Origin of the sequence: Candidatus Nanopelagicus hibericus (assembly GCF_002288005.1) — a bacterium.
GTDB lineage: Bacteria > Actinomycetota > Actinomycetes > Nanopelagicales > Nanopelagicaceae > Nanopelagicus > Nanopelagicus hibericus.
In genome coordinates this window covers 177,052-194,798 of sequence record NZ_CP016771.1, presented here as the reverse complement: position 1 = coordinate 194,798, position 17,747 = coordinate 177,052, and the positions used below count along the sequence as shown (strand labels likewise).

Annotated in this window: 16 protein-coding genes; 6 read left to right on the top strand and 10 right to left on the bottom strand. The window is 41.5% G+C overall.

The features are described from left to right. The first annotated feature begins 7 nt into the window (after window positions 1-7). The 6 genes from B1s21160_RS01020 to B1s21160_RS00995 are packed head-to-tail and all read left to right on the top strand — an operon-like array spanning window position 8 to window position 6,282. On the top strand, window positions 8-607 hold the full coding sequence (locus B1s21160_RS01020) for a Maf family protein (RefSeq protein ID WP_095672048.1): 600 nt from the start codon (window positions 8-10) through the stop codon (window positions 605-607). Between the two features lie 22 nt (window positions 608-629). After that, window positions 630-1,439 carry a purine-nucleoside phosphorylase gene (locus tag B1s21160_RS01015; RefSeq protein WP_041887360.1) on the top strand — a complete coding sequence of 270 codons (810 nt, stop codon included), beginning with the start codon at window positions 630-632 and terminating at the stop codon, window positions 1,437-1,439. Continuing rightward, window positions 1,436-3,049 (top strand): phospho-sugar mutase, encoded by a 1,614-nt coding sequence (locus B1s21160_RS01010; protein WP_095672047.1) that lies wholly within the window; start codon window positions 1,436-1,438, stop codon window positions 3,047-3,049. The genes B1s21160_RS01015 and B1s21160_RS01010 overlap by 4 nt, the downstream gene beginning before the upstream one ends. Continuing rightward, a complete protein-coding gene (gene deoC, locus B1s21160_RS01005; protein ID WP_095672046.1) occupies window positions 3,046-3,981 on the top strand; it encodes a deoxyribose-phosphate aldolase in 936 nt (311 codons plus the stop codon). Before B1s21160_RS01010 ends, deoC begins: the two co-directional genes overlap by 4 nt. A gap of 7 nt (window positions 3,982-3,988) precedes the next feature. Then, window positions 3,989-5,443, top strand: a complete 1,455-nt coding sequence (locus B1s21160_RS01000) for an aldehyde dehydrogenase family protein (protein ID WP_095672045.1) — start codon at window positions 3,989-3,991, stop codon at window positions 5,441-5,443. Continuing rightward, window positions 5,440-6,282: an aldehyde dehydrogenase family protein gene (locus B1s21160_RS00995; protein WP_041887364.1), complete on the top strand. Its 843-nt coding sequence runs from the start codon at window positions 5,440-5,442 to the stop codon at window positions 6,280-6,282. The genes B1s21160_RS01000 and B1s21160_RS00995 overlap by 4 nt, the downstream gene beginning before the upstream one ends. Window positions 6,283-6,285: 3 nt before the next feature. On the opposite strand, the gene B1s21160_RS00990 is transcribed toward B1s21160_RS00995, so the two are convergent. The 10 genes from B1s21160_RS00990 to B1s21160_RS00945 form a co-directional block, all read right to left on the bottom strand. Beyond that, the gene (locus B1s21160_RS00990) at window positions 6,286-7,380 is read right to left on the bottom strand and encodes an adenosine deaminase (protein WP_095672044.1); all 1,095 of its coding nucleotides are present in this window, start codon (window positions 7,378-7,380) and stop codon (window positions 6,286-6,288) included. Then, window positions 7,381-8,676, bottom strand: a complete 1,296-nt coding sequence (locus tag B1s21160_RS00985; RefSeq protein WP_095672043.1) for a thymidine phosphorylase — start codon at window positions 8,674-8,676, stop codon at window positions 7,381-7,383. Then, on the bottom strand, window positions 8,673-9,059 hold the full coding sequence (locus B1s21160_RS00980) for a cytidine deaminase (protein WP_095672042.1): 387 nt from the start codon (window positions 9,057-9,059) through the stop codon (window positions 8,673-8,675). The genes B1s21160_RS00985 and B1s21160_RS00980 overlap by 4 nt, the downstream gene beginning before the upstream one ends. A gap of 25 nt (window positions 9,060-9,084) precedes the next feature. After that, window positions 9,085-10,341 (bottom strand): ABC transporter permease, encoded by a 1,257-nt coding sequence (locus B1s21160_RS00975; RefSeq protein ID WP_095672041.1) that lies wholly within the window; start codon window positions 10,339-10,341, stop codon window positions 9,085-9,087. Then, a complete protein-coding gene (locus tag B1s21160_RS00970) occupies window positions 10,341-11,510 on the bottom strand; it encodes an ABC transporter permease (RefSeq protein WP_041887370.1) in 1,170 nt (389 codons plus the stop codon). The genes B1s21160_RS00975 and B1s21160_RS00970 overlap by 1 nt, the downstream gene beginning before the upstream one ends. Before the next feature lies 1 nt (window position 11,511). Then, window positions 11,512-13,005, bottom strand: coding sequence for an ABC transporter ATP-binding protein (locus B1s21160_RS00965; protein ID WP_041887371.1), 1,494 nt, complete (start codon window positions 13,003-13,005; stop codon window positions 11,512-11,514). 87 nt (window positions 13,006-13,092) lie between these two features. Further along, window positions 13,093-14,145 (bottom strand): BMP family lipoprotein, encoded by a 1,053-nt coding sequence (locus tag B1s21160_RS00960; protein WP_095672040.1) that lies wholly within the window; start codon window positions 14,143-14,145, stop codon window positions 13,093-13,095. 168 nt (window positions 14,146-14,313) lie between these two features. Further along, on the bottom strand, window positions 14,314-15,318 hold the full coding sequence (locus B1s21160_RS00955; RefSeq protein WP_095672039.1) for a BMP family lipoprotein: 1,005 nt from the start codon (window positions 15,316-15,318) through the stop codon (window positions 14,314-14,316). Beyond that, entirely contained in the window at window positions 15,311-16,315 is a 1,005-nt protein-coding gene (gene trpS / locus B1s21160_RS00950; RefSeq protein WP_095672038.1) for a tryptophan--tRNA ligase, read from the bottom strand. The genes B1s21160_RS00955 and trpS overlap by 8 nt, the downstream gene beginning before the upstream one ends. Then, window positions 16,315-17,604, bottom strand: coding sequence for a hemolysin family protein (locus tag B1s21160_RS00945; RefSeq protein WP_095672876.1), 1,290 nt, complete (start codon window positions 17,602-17,604; stop codon window positions 16,315-16,317). The genes trpS and B1s21160_RS00945 overlap by 1 nt, the downstream gene beginning before the upstream one ends. Window positions 17,605-17,747: the final 143 nt, after the last annotated feature.

The following is a 17,747-nucleotide window of genomic DNA, read 5'->3' as shown; positions in this document are numbered from 1 at the left end:
CCGCATAATGATTGAACTAATTCTTGCCTCCGCCTCACCATCAAGACTCAGGCTGCTAGAAAGTGTTGGAATTACACCCAAGGTAATTGTTAGTGGAGTTAATGAAGAGGCTGCTGAATTTGCTTCACTGACCCCTGCTGAATTAGTTATTGCGCTAGCAATCCTTAAAGCACATACGGTGAAAGATATAGCGCCGGCAAACTCATTAATTATCGGTTGCGACTCTACCTTTGAGTTTGAGGGTAAATCACTTGGTAAACCAGAAACTAAAGAGAATGCAATTCAAAGATGCAAACAGTTAAGTGGTCAATCTGGATATCTTCATACTGGCCATTGCCTAATCGATTTAAAACAAGGAGTTGAGCTAAGTGAGAAATCAACATCCAAAGTGACGTTTGCGCAGATGAGTGATGAGGAAATTGTAGATTATGTTAATTCTGGTGAACCATTACAAGTTGCAGGTGGCTTCACGCTCGATGGACTAAGTTCAGCATTCATCACAAAAATTGAGGGTGATCCAAGTGGAATTATTGGTTTATCACTGCCGCTACTAAGGAAAATGATTATCTCCCTGGGTTATAGCTGGCCTGAGTTAAAACATAAGTAATTATTTAGGATAAGTTTGCCTCATGGGCAAGCTTTATAAAGATCCTATCGGCACAGCGCAAAAAGCCGCCAAAGCGATCGCCAAAATAACAGGGAAAGACAAACATGATGTTGCACTTGTTATGGGTTCAGGGTGGATTTCAGCTGCCGATGCACTTGGAAAACCAACACATGAATTCGCGGTAACGGAGTTACCCGGCTTTCCAGCTCCTACTGTTGCAGGACATGGTGGCAAAGTTCGTTCCTATAAATTAGAAAATAAAATTAATGCTCTAGTTTTCTTAGGTAGAACTCACTTCTACGAAGGTTTAGGAATGGAGCCAGTAGCGCATGCAGTAAGAACTGCAGTAAAGGCAGGATGTCGAACCATTGTCCTAACAAATGCCTGTGGTGGGATTAACTTAGATTACAAAGTGGGCCAGCCAGTTTTAATAAAGGATCATATTTCACTAACCGCAGCATCACCTTTGATTGGTGCAGACTTTGTTGATCTGACAGATCTTTATAGCAAGAAATTACGGGAAATAGTTAAGGCTGAGGATCCTTCACTAGCTGAAGGCGTTTATGTACATTGGCGTGGCCCATCCTATGAAACACCTGCAGAGATTCGCATGATGCGCACAATGGGCGCAGATCTAGTTGGTATGTCAACTGTTCCAGAAGCAATTGCAGCTCATGCACTGGGTGCGCAAATACTTGCCATCTCATTAGTGACAAATGCTGCAGCTGGTGTGACTGGTGAGAAACTCAATCATGCTGAGGTAATTGCTGCTGGAAAAGCTGCTGCAGATCGCATGGGAAATCTTTTGGCAAAGGTCCTGCCTAAGTTGTGATCTCAGATAAGTTGCGCATTGAAGTTCAAGAGTGGATCGATCATGACCCAGATAAAAAAACAGCAAATCAACTAAGTAAATGGCTAGCAGAAAATAATGAAGTTGAAATAGCCCGCTCATTTAACGGATTCCTACAATTTGGAACTGCTGGCTTGCGCGGAAGGATTGGGATCGGCCCCTCTTGTATGAATCGAGCAGTAGTAAGTAGAACTGCAGCCGGAATTGTTAGTTTTATGAAAGCCAACAATCTATCTTCGATTGTAATTGGGCGAGATGCCCGTCATGGATCTAATGATTTTGCCCAAGACAGTGCTGAGATATTTGCCGGTGCAGGTTTTAAAACCTATGTTCTACCAAGAGCATTTCCCACTCCTGTACTTGCATTTGCAGTTAATAAACTGCAAGTAGGTGTGGGCATTATGGTCACTGCTAGTCACAATCCAGCAACTGATAATGGCTACAAGGTTTACCTCGGCGGCCAATTAAAAGGGGTTAAATACAATGGTTCACAAATAATCTCACCGGTTGACCGAGAAATTTCAAATTACATAACAGATGCAGATCTTTCACCAAAAAGATCCAAGAACTATGAAATTGTAAATGAAACTTTAATTAATGATTATGTGCAATCAGTTGCAAAGCTGATTAGCAAACCAAATAACTTAAAAATTATCTATACACCTTTGCATGGTGTTGGTGCAGAGATCTTCTTAAAGGTATTTAATGAGGCAAAGTTTGCTACTCCGACAATTGTTAAAGAGCAAGCAGAACCAGATGCAGATTTTCCTACTACCCCATTCCCAAATCCAGAGGAGCCAGGCGCTATAGATCTTTCTCTAGAGTATGCAAGAAAACTGGATGCAGATCTAGTCATTGCAAATGATCCTGATGCTGATCGGTGTGCAATCGCGATAAATGATGGCGAAACTGGTTGGCGAATGCTCAGAGGTGATGAGGTGGGGGTTATTTTAGGCAATTACTTAATCCAGAGAAATAAATTACCAAACTCAGCAATTGCAAACTCTTTGGTTTCTTCATCATTGCTCGGAAAAATTGCTAGCAAACATAAATTAGTTTTTGCAGAAACTCTGACAGGCTTCAAATGGATCTCAAAGATCGATGAACTTTTGTTCGGATATGAAGAAGCTCTGGGTTACTGTGTTGATCCAAAAGTTGTAAATGACAAGGATGGAATTAGCGCTGCAGTGATAATTGCTCAATTAGTTGGAGAGTTAAAAGAAAAGGGAGTCTCCTTAACAGATTACCTTGATAAAATTGGTGAGGAGTACGGATTTCATTTAACTGATCAGATATCAATACGATTTACTGACTTAAAAGAAATTGATAATTTACTTACTAAAGTAAAAAATAATCCACCCGCAGAACTTTCTGGATACCCACTTGAAAAAAGTGAAGATTTAAGTAGTTCGAAAACCATGCCATCAATAGGTATTAGGTTGAGTTATAAAGATCAAATTAGGGTAATCATTCGACCTAGTGGCACTGAACCTAAATTAAAGTGCTACATAGAGGTTGTGTGTAGGAGCAAAAATGAGGCAAATTTATTGATCTCGCAAATCAAGGCAGCTTTGACTAAAGTTCTCATATGATTATTGACGGTAGTGAAAGCTCATTAAAAAAGTTTTTAGCAGATTTGCCACCCGTCGATCAGGTCGGAGCAGAAGCACGTGCGGGAATGTTGGCCACCAGAAGTATTAAAACCACCAGTAAAGCTTGGGCAATAGATACTGCAATTAGCATGGTTGATTTAACAACCTTAGAAGGAGCAGATTCTCCTGGAAAGGTGAAAGCACTCTGCGCTAAAGCGGTAAGACCAGATCCAAGTGATTTGACAGTGCCATCAGTTGGTGCAATTTGTGTTTACAACGATATGGTAAAAATCGCTCGTGCTGAATTAGATGCAATTGGCGGTAGAGATATACCAGTAGCTGCTGTTGCTACTGCATTTCCATCAGGCAGAGCATCTATTGCGGTAAAAAAGATTGATACTCAAGATGCATTAGCTGCAGGTGCAAATGAAATTGATATGGTGATTGATAGAGGCGCATTTCTTTCAGGAAAATTGGGTGAGGTTTTTGAAGAGATTAAAAACATTAAGCAAATTTGTGGAAATAAGGCACATTTAAAAGTGATTTTAGAAACTGGTGAATTAGTTACTTATGACAATGTAAGAAAGGCCTCCTACCTTGCGATGTTGGCTGGAGCCGATTTCATCAAAACTAGCACTGGAAAGGTTGCACCTGCCGCTACCGCTCCTGTTGTGCTGGTGATGTTAGAGGCGGTGCGAGATTACTTTGCCTTAACTGGCACCAGAATTGGTGTGAAACCAGCGGGTGGAATTCGAACCACAAAGGATGCAATCAAGCAGCTTGTCCTCGTAAATGAAACTGCAGGATCTGAGTGGCTTAAACCATCACTTTTTCGAATTGGTGCGAGTGCATTGTTAAATGATTTACTTATGCAGCGGATGAAGTTGCGTACGGGGTACTACGCTGGTGCCAACTACGTAACTGTTGATTAGGAGCGCTATGAGTAATTTTGAGTATGCCAGCGCACCTGAATCTAAGGCCATCGCAAATATCAGCGATTCGTATGGCCTATTTATCGGAGGTAAGTTTGTTGATCCTCGAAAGGGAAAAAGTTTTGAAACAATAAATCCTGCAACCGAAGAGGTGCTATCCAAGATTGGATACGCAGATAAATTAGATATTGACCTGGCTGTGAAAAGTGCAAGGTCGGCATTTACAAAAGTTTGGTCTAAAACGCCAGCAAAAGAGCGTGGTAAATATCTTTATCGAATTGCGCGCATCTTGCAAGTGCGAGCCAGAGAGTTTGCAGTTGTTGAGACCCTAGATAATGGAAAGCCAATTAGAGAATCTAGAGATACTGATATCCCACTCGCAGCTGCGCACTTTTTTTATCACGCTGGTTGGGCAGATAAGTTGGAGTACGCAGGCTTTGGCAACAAGCCAAAACCAGTTGGAGTAGTTGGTCAAATAATTCCGTGGAATTTCCCACTTTTAATGCTCGCTTGGAAGATTGCGCCAGCACTTGCTGCGGGAAACACAGTTGTGCTGAAACCAGCGGAGACAACTCCACTAACTGCATTGTTGTTCGCCCAAGTTTGCCAACAGGCAGGGTTACCAGATGGTGTGGTAAATATTGTCACTGGCGATGGTATTACTGGTGCTGCGCTGGTCAATCACCCAGATATAAACAAAATTGCATTTACCGGCTCAACCGAGGTTGGCAAAGCAATCGCCAGATCCATATCTGCTACCAATAAAAGTGCCACATTGGAGCTTGGTGGCAAAGCAGCAAATCTAATCTTTGAAGATGCGGCTATTGATGAGGCGGTGGAGGGAATAGTTAATGGAATTTTCTTTAATCAAGGCCATGTGTGCTGCGCTGGCTCTAGATTATTAGTGCAGGAAAATGTTGCTGATGAAATCTTGGAAAAGCTTAAGGCGCGAATGAGTTTGATTCGAATTGGGGATCCAATGGATAAGAACACTGACTTGGGTGCTATTAATTCAAAGGAGCAGTTGAAGCGAATTCATGAGATTTCAAAGAGTGGTGATGCAGAGGGGGCAAACAGGTGGTCACCTGAATGTAAATTGCCTAGTAAGGGATATTGGTATCCACCAACGATTTTTACTGGTGTATCACAATCTCATCGCATTGCTCGAGAGGAAATTTTTGGTCCGGTTTTATCTGTACTTACTTTTAGAACACCCGCTGAAGGAATTGAAAAAGCAAACAACACTATGTACGGCTTATCTGCTGGTATTTGGAGTGATAAAGGTGCAAAGGTGCTTTGGGCTGCAAAACAATTGAAAGCTGGAGTTATCTGGAGCAACACATTTAATAAATTTGACCCTGCTAGTCCATTTGGTGGTTACAAAGAATCTGGCTGGGGCCGTGAAGGTGGCAGGCATGGTTTGTCCGGTTATCTAAAATCTGATGTGAAGGCAAGTAAATGAGTCGCATCGATGTAAATAAAACCTATAAGTTGTTTATTGGTGGCGCCTTTCCAAGAAGTGAATCTGGGCGGGTGTACGAGATAAAGGGTGCAAATAAGAAATTTATTGCAAACCCAGCCCAAGCATCTAGAAAAGATCTTAGAGATGCTGTTGTTGCAGCTAAATCTGCAGTAAGTGGCTGGGCGAATGCAACTGCTTTCAATCGTGGTCAAATCCTCTACCGAATTGCTGAAATTATGCAGGGCCGAAGTGAACAATTTGCGGATGAGATTTGTTTATTGGAGGGAGTAAGTAACAAAGTTGCCAAGCTGCAAGTTGATGAGGCGATAGATACTTGGGTTTGGTATTCAGGCTGGTGTGATAAATTATTTTCAATCTCTGGATCACAAAATCAAGTCTCTGGTCCGTTTTATAACTTCACTACACCCGAAGCGTTAGGTGTTGTAGCAGTCTTCGCCGAAAGTAAGCCATCCTTACTTGGAGTTGTCAGGACTTTGGCACCAGTAATAGCTGCTGGTAACAGCGCTGTGGTAATTGCAAGTGAGAGTTATCCACTTTCTGCAATAACTCTAGGTGAAGTGCTAGCAACCAGTGATCTTCCTGCTGGTGTAGTAAACATCTTGACTGGCAAATCTTCAGAGCTAGCCCCTTGGGTCGGCTCTCATATGGAGATTGATGGTGTCGATGTTGCTGGTTTAAGCAAGAAGCAAGAGGAAGAATTAAAACTTGTCGGGGCTGATAACTTAAAGCGAATTCACCGCTTTGCTACTGCAAATAGCCCAGAGAGAATTTTAAGCTTTATGGAGCACAAAACTATCTGGCATCCAATTGGAATTTAAATATTATTCGGCAGATATTTTTGTGTAGGCTGGCTTAACAACCTTTTCAATTATTTCTAACCGCTCTTCAAATGGAATAAAGGCACTTTTTAGTGCATTAACTGTCACTCTTTGTAAATCCGCAAATTTCCATTCAAATGAATTCACACATTGACTCATCTCATGAGTCATAGAGGTATTACTCATTAGGCGATTATCAGTATTTAAGGTAACTCGAAAACGTAGTTTTGCTAACTTACCTATTGGATGTTCAGCGTAAGTTTTAGCTGCGCCAGTTTGCAGATTTGAGGTGGGGCAAAGTTCAAGTGGAATCCTTCGATCTCTTACATATGAAGCGAGTGGGCCTAATTTTGGTGTGTCACTGGAGAAATCAATATCATCAATAATGCGAACACCATGCCCTAATCGCTCTGCTCCACAAATTTGAATTGCCTCCCAGATTGAAGGTAATCCATAAGCCTCACCCGCATGGATAGTGAAGTGAGCATTTTCTTTACGCAAATATGAAAAAGTCTCTAATTGATTAGTTGGTGGATACCCATCCTCAGGACCTGCAATATCAAAACCAACCACTCCTTTGTTGCGGTATTTAACGGCAGCCTGCGCAACCTCTTGTGATCTATTGTTTTGGCGCATGCCACAAAGTAATGACTCGACTCTTATTTTGTTACCCTCTTTCGCAGCCTCAGCCACTCCTTGCTTATATCCCTCATTAGTTGCATCTATTACCTGATCTAAGCTCAATCCTTGCTCTGTAAATAACTCCGGTGCTCCTCGTACCTCTGCATAAACCACACCATCTCTTGCCAAATCTATTGCGCACTCTCGAGCAACTTGGATTATCGCATCCTTACTTTGCATTACTGCAATAGTGTGAGCGAAGGTCTCAAGATAGCGAACTAGAGAGTGGGAATTACAGGACTCTTCAAACCAATCTGCTAGCTTTTTAGGATCATCGGTTGGTAATTTTTTATAGCCAATTTTGTTTGCAATTTCAATAATTGTTTCTGGACGCAATCCACCATCTAAATGATCATGAAGTAGCGCTTTAGGCACCCGTTTAATTTGATCAACTGTTGGTGTGTTGGTTAAAGACACTTACCCCTCAATTCTTTCAATTACTAATGGTAATCGCTGAACCACTTCATCTTTACCACCGATAGAAAAACTACCGGTAAGTGCTTCGACAGCTCGATCAAATCGATTAGATTCATCAGTATGCAATGTAAGAATAGTTTGATCCTTAACTACTAAATCACCTGGCTTTGCATGAATTTCAATTCCAGCTCCAGCCTGCACGGCCTCACCTTGTTTTTGCCTACCTGCACCTAATCGCCATGCTGCAACGCCAATCTTTTTGGCATCCATACTCAATAACTTTCCAGATGCAGTGGCTTTAATTTCAGTCTTCTCTCTTGCCACTGCAAGGGCAGCATCGTTGTCCCCACCTTGAGCAGAAATCATCTTGCGCCAAACATCCATTGCCATTCCATTTTTAAGTGCATCTGCTGGTGAAACCTTTGGCTTAATTCCAACTGCGTCAAGCATCTCATTTGCAAGTAAAAGTGTTAGCTCCACAACATCACTGGGCCCACCACCTGCTAAAACTTCGAGGGTTTCTCTTATTTCTAATGCGTTTCCTACCGTCAAACCAAGGGGGACATCCATGGCGGTAACAAGTGCCCGAGTTTTAACACCTGCTGCATTACCCAAATTAACCATTGTTCTTGCAAGTAGGGCTGAATTCTTCGGGTCACTCATAAACGCCCCGGAACCAGTTTTTACATCAAGCACCAATGCACTTGTTCCCTCAGCAATTTTCTTACTCATAATTGATGAAGCAATCAATGGAATTGCTTCCACAGTTCCAGTTACATCACGCAGGGCGTAAAGTTTTTTATCAGCTGGTGCCAGTCCTGCGCCAGCAGCACATATAACTGCGCCACATTCTTGTATTACTTTTAACATTTCTGTATTGGAGAGATTTGCTTTCCAACCTTTAATCGATTCCAACTTGTCTAAAGTGCCCCCAGTATGTCCTAATCCTCTACCTGATAATTGCGGCACCGCAGCACCACAGGCAGCAACCAAAGGTGCAAGTGGTAGTGTGATTTTATCGCCAACTCCACCAGTTGAGTGTTTATCAACTGTTAGTCGGTCAAGCATCGACCAATTCATTTTTTCACCACTGGCAATCATGGCATCGGTCCATTTAGAAATTTCGCGATCATTCATTCCGTTTAGCAATATCGCCATTAATAAAGAAGACATTTGTTCATCAGCTACTACACCTCGAGTGTAGGCATCGACTGTCCACTCGATTTGCTCATTACTTAACTCAAGTTTGTCTCGCTTTGCTGAGATAATCTCAACTGCGGCAAATCTTTCACTCATTTAAGATCCTCTGGACCAAACCCCCATGGAAGTAAGTACGACATCGGTTTTGGACCCTCTGGAGTCATGAATAACATTTCATTTCCGCCATGTTCAAAAAGTAGTTGTCGACATCGGCCACAAGGAGATAGGTACTCTCCATTGCCATCAACACAAACAACTGCAATCAAGCGCCCACCACCAGTTGCAGTTAAAGATGAAACCAGACCACACTCAGCACAAAGACCAACGCCATAACTTGCATTTTCACTATTACAACCAACAACAACTCGACCGTCTGAAACTAAACCTGCTGCACCAACTTTAAAATTTGAATACGGAGCATAGGCTTTTTCCATAACCTCTTTTGCTGATAGATGGAGTTTTTCCCAGTTAATTTCCATAGGGTAATTCTCCTACGAAAATTAACTATTTATTACCGCGCGAATATGGAATTCCATCAGCCGCTGGCGCTCTGACTCGCCCAACTACGCCTGATACTGCAATTATTGTTGCTATATAGGGAACCATCAACATAAATTCTGAAGGAATCGCAAGGCCAATAATTGTTAAGGTGCCTTGCAGATTATCGGCAAAGCCAAAGAATAACGCCGCAATTACAGCTCCGCGCGGAGACCACTTTCCAAAAATCAATCCAGCGAGAGCGATGAAGCCTGCGCCCGCTGTCATCTGTTTTGTAAAGCTGCCAACAGACCCAATCGTGAAGTATGCACCGCCAATTCCTGCAACGAACCCAGCCAGCATCACATTAAAAAATCTCAATTTATTGACATTAATTCCCACAGAATCAGCTGCGACTGGCATTTCGCCAACTGCGCGAGTTCTTAGTCCCCATTTACTTTTGAACAAGGCGATTTGAATTGCAATAACAATGATGTACATAAAATAAACGATTATTGTCTGATTAAACAGAACAGGTCCAATAATAGGTATTTTTGATAGTAGTGGTATTTCAATGCTTGCAAAACTTGGGCCACTATTCCATTTGTCTTCATATTCGACTAGCAGCTCAGAATAAATAAATCCAGTAAAACCGATGACTAACACATTTATAACGAATCCAATAATAACTTGGTCAACAGCATATTTAATTGCAAAAATTGCTAATAAAAGTGAAATAAGCGCACCGGCAAATGGTGCAGCAACTAGACCCCAGATTGTGCTCTGCGTCAGGCTGGCCACAATTCCAGAAACAAAAGCTGCAGCTAATAATTGTCCTTCGATAGCAATATTTATAACCCCAGATTTTTCACAAAGCAAGCCAGACATAGATCCAAAAATTAGTGGTATCGAAAGCATTAGAGAGCCCTGCAACAAACCGGTGAAAGGAATAAATTTTCCACTAGCAGCCCAACATAAAAATGACATTACAAAGCCAAAACCAAATATTAAACTAGAAAAAGTTAATGTGCGCTTTGCTTTAAACTCTAGATACCCAATTAGTATGCCAAAAGTCGAGCAGATTATAAAAATTCCGGCACCAGTTTTTGAAGCTACTACCCATTCTTTTAGCAATGCCCATTCATTGCCAACAATAAAGCCAAAAGTTATAGGTTCTGTTTTATCTGAGTTGAAATAAAAAGTATAAAATGAAAAAAGTGTTATTACTCCCATAGTTATTAAGCCCCGAACTTGGCGGCGCGCTTGTGCAGTTAAATTCGTCATTATCCGTTCCAACCCTTTGCGGTAAGAGTTTTATCGGCTGTTGATTGCTTTAACCGGAAAATCCCTTTAATCAGGGCTGGAGCTGCAATGAATAAAACTATTAAAGCCTGGATCACTTGAATAATCTCAGCTGGAGTTCCAGTGTTCGATTGCAAGGTGATTCCACCCGTGCGAAGTGCTGCAAAAAGAAATGCAGCTATTACCGTACCTAAAGGAGCCGCACCACCGAGTAGTGCCACTGTGATTGCATCAAAACCAAGTGATCCACCTATGTTATTGGTTAGTGCATACTCAGTGCCAAGCACATGAACCGCACCACCTAATCCAGCAAGTGCACCACATAAAACCATAGTTGAGGTAGTAACAAACGCTATAGATATGCCTGCCGATTTTGCTGCATTTGCATTTGCCCCAACTGCGCGAAACTTAAATCCAAGCGTGCTCTTCTTTAACAGCCACCAAACAAAAAATGCAGCAGCCAGCGCAACAAATATGCCAACATGGATTCGTAAATCCTCACCCAAAAATTTAGAAAGCCTTGAATTAGGATTTACCTCTGGCGCTAGTGGGTCAATTCGACCAGGCCTCAGAAAAGCACTTGTTTTTAGAATCCATAAAATAAAAAACCCAGCAATATAATTCAACATGATAGTGACGATCACTTCATGTGCGCCAGTTTTTGCTTTAAGTAGACCCACGATGCCACCATATATTCCAGCTAAAAGAACTCCAGCAGATATTGCAGCTATGGGATGAATTACTGGCGGCAAATCGAAATGAAATCCAACATATGATGCACCGATTGCTCCAAAAATAAACTGTCCTTGGGCACCAATATTAAATAGCCCAGATCTAAACGCTAACGTAACAGCTAAGCCAGTCAAAATCAATGGTGTTGCTGTGACTACAGTTTCTGAAAGTGGATAAAATCCTTTAAAAAAAGATTCTCCTCTTGCCAAGTTAATATCGAAAATAGATCCTTGGAAAACCGCCAAATAAGAGTTTCCAATTTTAGATAATGCTGAGATTATAAATTTTCTTGGAGAATTTAAATTACTCATTACTTCAGTGTCCGAAAAAACTATCACTAGACCACCAATGAAAAAAGCAAAAATAAACGCAAAAAATGGTAGTAAAACATTCTTCTTCACATATTGAGTAAATCTCATTTTATTTTACACCCGCCATCATTAAACCCAATTTTTCTCGTGACACATCTGAATTCACAATCCCTAGGATTTCTCCACGATAAATAACCGCAATTCGATCAGCCAGGGCGGCTACTTCATCTAATTCTGTACTTATTAGTAAAACAGCGCGTCCAGAATTACGCTCAGCTAGAAGTCTTTCGTGAACAAACTCAATCGATCCAACATCTAGACCTCGCGTAGGCTGGCATGCCACAACTACTTTTACCTGTCGTGAAAGTTCTCGTGCCAACACAACTTTTTGTTTATTTCCGCCCGACAAAGAATTTGCTGTGTCATAAATACTTTGAGCTCTGATATCAAATTCATCTTTTAGTTTTGTCGCATTATCACTGATTCTATTCGCAGATAGTTGGCCAACCTTTGAAAAAGGGGCCAAACCGTGGGTATCTAAAACTAAATTCTCAGCTATCGAAAATGTTCCCACCAGGCCATCTAACTCTCTTGATTCTGGAATATAAGCCACCCCTGAATGGATAGTTTGGTGCACCGACTTACCAACTAACTCTTCACCAAGAATTTTTATTGAACCAGTCACGTTCTCTTCCAAATTCATTATTGCTCTTACCAACTCACTCTGACCATTGCCCTGCACTCCAGCAATAGCCAAAATCTCTCCCGCCTTAACCTCCAATGAAATATTCTTTACAATAGTCCGCCCTGTTGGGTTAAGAACACTCAAATTTGCAATTTTTAGGGTGGTTTCCCCCGTTTTTGATTTGATTACATTAGGTGTTAAATCCACTGGGCGACCAACCATTAAATTTGCAAGCTCTTCTTGACTCGCGTTTGGCTTAGCTGTACCTACAACTTTACCAAGTCGGATAATTGTAATTTGATCTGCTACTTCCTTTACCTCACGCAATTTGTGTGTAATAAAAATGATCGAAGTACCTTTAGATTTTAGTGTTCTCATTATGTTGAGCAACTCATCGGTTTCTTGGGGCGTTAATACAGCTGTGGGCTCATCTAGAATTAAGACTTTTGCGTCATACATTAACGCTCTTATGATTTCGACTCTTTGTTGCACACCAACCGGGAGATTTTCAATCAATTCATCTGGATCAACTTCAAATTTAAACTCTGCCGCAATCTGTTCAATTCTCATTCTAGCTTCTGCTAGTGACAATATTCCTCGTTTAGACACTTCATGGCCTAAAACAATATTCTCTGCGACAGTAAACACTGGAACCAACATAAAATGTTGATGGACCATACCTATTCCAACATTTAATGCATCTGAGGGTTCAGAAATTTTTACCTCACTGCCATCTACCCAAATGCTTCCACTATCTGCTTGGGTTAAGCCATAAACAACATTCATTAAGGTTGATTTGCCGGCACCATTTTCGCCTAAAATTGCATGGATTTCACCCTTTGCAACCTTTAGATTTATTGAATCATTGGCAATTAAGGAACCAAATTTCTTGGTTATTCCCTTCAATTCCAAAGACATTGTTTCCTCACCTAAAATAAAACTGGGTGAGTTAATTTCTTAACTCACCCAGTAATCTTACTAATTGGTCAACAAATAGTCGATCAATTAGCTAACAGGAATATATCCGCTTGCTACGTTAGCTTGTAGATCCTTAAGCTCTGTTTGTAGAGACTTAGGGATCGACTTAGTAAATGGTGCGTACAAAGGTGATAATCCAACGCCTTTGTTCTTTAATGTTCCAACATACTGCTTGTTAGAGTATTTGCCATCGTAAGCTTCTTTGACAGATGCTTGAACGGCCTCATTTAATCCCTTAAGCACTGAGATTAAAATTGCGCTCTTAACTTTTGGTGCAGTTAAATTGAAGTCAGCGTCAACACCGATAGTTACGGATTTCTTGGACTTCACACTGTTTTCAGCTGTTGTTACTCCAAGGCTTCCAGCAACAGGGAAGATTACATCCGCACCCTGTAACTCAAAGTTTTGTGAGATTGAAAGTGCTTTGTTGGTGCTTGAGAAATCTCCAACCATTGTGCCAGCACTTGGCTTGGCAGGATCCCAACCAAGAACCTTTACTGACTTTCCTTTAACATCATTGTAATACTCAACTCCCTTAGCAAACCCATCCATGAAGATAGTTACTGTTGGGAATGGCATACCGCCGTAGGTAGCAACAACGCCAGTCTTTGAATAGCCAGCTGCTAGATATCCAGCAAGAAAGGAGTTTTCATTTGTCTTGAATGTAATGCCCTTAAGGTTAGCTATTGGTGTTGTGAAATTCTTAAGACCAGCATCATCCACGATTGCATACTTCACTGTTGGATTTGCTTCTGCGGATGCGATAATGGCATCACCTAATGCAAAGCCAACACCAATAATGTATGTACATTTCTTATCAACAAACTTCTTTAAATTTGGGCCGTAATCAGCAGGAGATGCTGCAGGCAAGTACTCAGCAGAGGATGCATAACCCTTTTTAACTGATGTGGTAGCTCCCAAATAAGATAATTGGTTGAATGACTTATCATTGATTCCACCAGTATCCAGCGCAACGCAAACTTTCTGCTTTGTTGCAGCATTTGCTGCCGGTGTAACAGCCATTGTGGCCATTAATGATGCGGCTGCGATAGCCACGACTAATTTATATGATTTTTTCAAAATCCCTCCCAAGGACTAGGACCCAAGAAATATGGGTAAGTTGTAGGCTGACCTTATCGGTGATGGCAGTGGCTCACCGACATGTGCTGAGATGGCGTTGATTACGATTTCTTTAGAATTACTTCAACTCTAACTAGAGAGTTTAAAGTTTTAGGCGCTGTTGGAAATTTAAGAAAGGTTTTTTACTCGCCCTGCCTTCAAATCATTGGATATTTTGCTGATCTTTGCCCCAAATGCCGCACCACTGACCAACCTCACAGATACTCCACCATCTTTAAGGTTGTAGCGATGGCCGTATATGCCTTGTTTTGAATCCAATATTTCTAGCATATTTTTATCAGCTAATTCAGCTGCAATTATCTGCTCGACCGCAAGATCAAACCGTTTTCTTACCGTTAAATACTGATTCTTTTTTCCTGCAGAAAAGTTTAAGAAGTATTGATCCGGCAAGATCCCCGAGATTAATACCCGCTTACTACCACTGTTAAAGGAGGCACCAGTTGAGATTACTTCATCTGATCTAAACCAATTAGTAAAAATCTGGTCAACGCCATCACTAACCAAAGTCCTGACCTCACTGGTTGCCTGCGTATCTACCAACTTGCTACTTACAGTCACCTTGGCATTAGCTGCTATGGCACCTTTAGTAAATATTGCTAAGTTTCTTTCAGATGAGGCTTCAGATTTATCACCAATAAATCCTATTTTTCCACTCTTGCTGACCAAGGCAAGTGCTGCTCCTGCCAGATAAACTCCTTCATTTGTTGCAAACGAGAGATTTGAAACATTGGTCATGGCAACTGATTCATCATCAATAATTGCAAATTGAGTGTTTGGAAACTCATTTGAAATCCGTCGGACGGTGTCGGCGTATCCTGATCCAACACAGATAATTAATTGATACTTATTTCGTGCTAAAAACCTCACTCTGGTGATTCGATCACCCAATGTGCCGTCAGTGATCTGCTCTCTAATATCTAAGCGAGATAGCTTATGTTTTTTGATAGCTCTTTCAAGACCTGCAGCTGCTAAATCATTACTCCCGTTATCACCCCGGCCACCAACATCATATGCAATTGCAATCTTTTTTGGTGTGGCAGCATTGGTATTTGGTGCTAATAAGGTTGCAGAAAATAAAAGCGTAAGGAGCAGATAAGCAAAACGCCTAGCCATTTTTGATCAGACCTAAGGCGGTATAGACATCGGCTAGTGTCTTACTCGCTACTTGGTTGGCTTTATCTGCGCCATCTTTTAAAAGTTGTAACAATGCAGCTTTATCAGCCATTAACTCTTGCGTCCGTATTCGGATTGGATTTATTACCTCAACTGCAATTTCAGCTACTTGAACTTTAAAATCACCATATCCTTTGCCAGCGTACTCATTTTCTAAATCTTTGATGGTTTTTCCAGATAGTGCCGATGCGATGGTCAATAGATTTGAAATACCTGGCTTACCTTGTTCATCAAATTTAATCTCTTTACCCGCATCGGTAACACTTGATTTGAATTTCTTGATTATTGCATCAGATGAATCTAGCAACTCAATTACTCCTGCCATTGATGATGCAGATTTGCTCATTTTGGCATTTGGATCTTGCAAATCATTTATTTTTGCTAACGATTTAATGATCTGTGGTGCTGGAATCGTGAATACTTCATGGTATTTATTATTAAATCGCTGTCCTAAATCCCTAGTTAATTCAATGTGCTGCCGTTGATCCTCGCCCACTGGCACAAAATCTGCTTGGTATAACAAAATATCTGCGGCTTGCAGGATTGGATAAGTAAACAGACCAACATTGGTTCTATCTGTGCCACCTTTTTGCGACTTATCTTTAAATTGTGTCATTCGCCCAGCTTCACCAAAACCAGTAATGCACTCCAACACCCATGCCAGTTGATTGTGTGCTGGTACATGCGACTGAATAAATAATGTGCACTGTTTTGGATCTAGGCCAATTGCCAGTAATTGCGCAACCGATAACAGAGTGCGCTTTTCTAACAACTTGGGATCGGTCTCAACTGTAAGGGCGTGAAGATCTACTACGCAGTAAAAAGCATCACTGTCTTTTTGGAACTCAACCCATTGTTTCAGTGCGCCTAAATAATTTCCCAGATGAAATGAATCATGGGTTGGCTGGATACCTGATAGGACCCGTTTTTTACTCATTATTTGCGCACTTCTTTGGAAAGTAATATTTGGCCTGCACGTTTGCCAGTCATGCTGGTAATTGTAAAGCGTGCGCCATTAATTCGAACCACATCACCAACCTGGGCAATCCGTCCTAAATAATTCATGATAAATCCGCTCACCGTTTCATAGGGACCCTCCGGCAAGGTTATGCCAGCTAAATCCTGTAGATCCTCAAGTGAGATTAAGCCATCAATCTCAATATCTCCTGTGCGTTGTTCGGGTTTTGGCTCACCCTCATGGCCGTCATACTCATCATGAATCTCACCAATTAAGCACTCCACTAGGTTTTCTAAGGTGATGATGCCATCAGTTCCACCATACTCATCAAGCACAATTGCAATATGTTGTCGCTTACTTCGCATCTCAGTTAAGGCGGGTAATACCCCTTTTGTGCCAGGAAGAAAAATTACATTTCGAATGATCTCCATTATTGTAATTTGGGCATCATCTAATTTTGGGTTGAGTAAATCTCGCACATGTAGAAATCCAATAATCTCATCGCTGCTTCCGCGGACAACTGGATAGCGTGAGTGGGCTAACTCAGCCGCCACTTTTCGAGCCTCTGAGATTGACAATGAGGCATCAAGAAAATCAACCTCAGTTCTTGGAACCATTACCTCATGAATAAGTCGATCAGAGGTGTTAAATACCTCCTCCACAATCTCCCGCTCTTCAGTGCTCAAGTCAGTATGACCGCTAACTAGCTCCATTAACTCCACATCTGAGATTTTACTTCGCTGAGTTTGCGCAGTAATTCCAAATATTCTTACAATCAAATCAGTTGAATGAGAAAGTAGCCAAATGACTGGCTTAAAAATAATGGCAACTCGATCAATAATTGCAGCGGTAGCGAGTGCAATTTTCTCAGTCTTAAATAATGCCAGTCGCTTTGGAACTAGTTCACCAAAAACTAAGGAGATATAAACAATTACTAAGGTGATGCCAACAATTGATAAAATCTCACTCGCCTGCTCTGAAAAACCAGCCCGTTCTAAAGCAGGTATGACATAAGTACCTAATTGATCAGCACCAAAGGCGGCTGATAGAAAACCGCAGAGCGTTATGCCAACCTGGACTGCAGCAAGGAAGCGATTTGGGTTTGAGGTTAATTTTGCTACCCGCACCCCACGCTTGCCTTTACTGGCAAGCTGCTTTACCTGGGACTCTCGCAGAGATATCAGAGCAATCTCGGCGGCAACAAAGATTCCACCCAAGGCAATTAGGCCCAAAACGATTGCGATACTTATTAAAGCACCATCAGCCATATCTCTAATGATATCTAGTTGCGCTGGGATCTCAGCCGGCAGGCGTAATTTGCACCTCGCCCTTCCCTTTTTTACCCATTCTGTCGTAGCCTTTGCCAACTCTCACAACCGTGAGACCTTCATCCAACGGATCGTCGGGCGCG

Coding starts and splice junctions, on each gene's coding strand:
- trpS (WP_095672038.1), bottom strand. CDS start 16,315: ATGAGTAAAAAACGGGTCCTATCAGGTATCCAGCCAACCCATGATTCA.
- B1s21160_RS00965 (WP_041887371.1), bottom strand. CDS start 13,005: ATGTCTTTGGAATTGAAGGGAATAACCAAGAAATTTGGTTCCTTAATT.
- B1s21160_RS00985 (WP_095672043.1), bottom strand. CDS start 8,676: ATGAGTGAAAGATTTGCCGCAGTTGAGATTATCTCAGCAAAGCGAGAC.
- B1s21160_RS01015 (WP_041887360.1), top strand. CDS start 630: ATGGGCAAGCTTTATAAAGATCCTATCGGCACAGCGCAAAAAGCCGCC.
- deoC (WP_095672046.1), top strand. CDS start 3,046: ATGATTATTGACGGTAGTGAAAGCTCATTAAAAAAGTTTTTAGCAGAT.
- B1s21160_RS01000 (WP_095672045.1), top strand. CDS start 3,989: ATGAGTAATTTTGAGTATGCCAGCGCACCTGAATCTAAGGCCATCGCA.
- B1s21160_RS00955 (WP_095672039.1), bottom strand. CDS start 15,318: ATGGCTAGGCGTTTTGCTTATCTGCTCCTTACGCTTTTATTTTCTGCA.
- B1s21160_RS00980 (WP_095672042.1), bottom strand. CDS start 9,059: ATGGAAATTAACTGGGAAAAACTCCATCTATCAGCAAAAGAGGTTATG.
- B1s21160_RS00970 (WP_041887370.1), bottom strand. CDS start 11,510: ATGAGATTTACTCAATATGTGAAGAAGAATGTTTTACTACCATTTTTT.
- B1s21160_RS00975 (WP_095672041.1), bottom strand. CDS start 10,341: ATGACGAATTTAACTGCACAAGCGCGCCGCCAAGTTCGGGGCTTAATA.
- B1s21160_RS01020 (WP_095672048.1), top strand. CDS start 8: ATGATTGAACTAATTCTTGCCTCCGCCTCACCATCAAGACTCAGGCTG.
- B1s21160_RS00945 (WP_095672876.1), bottom strand. CDS start 17,604: ATGGCTGATGGTGCTTTAATAAGTATCGCAATCGTTTTGGGCCTAATT.
- B1s21160_RS00995 (WP_041887364.1), top strand. CDS start 5,440: ATGAGTCGCATCGATGTAAATAAAACCTATAAGTTGTTTATTGGTGGC.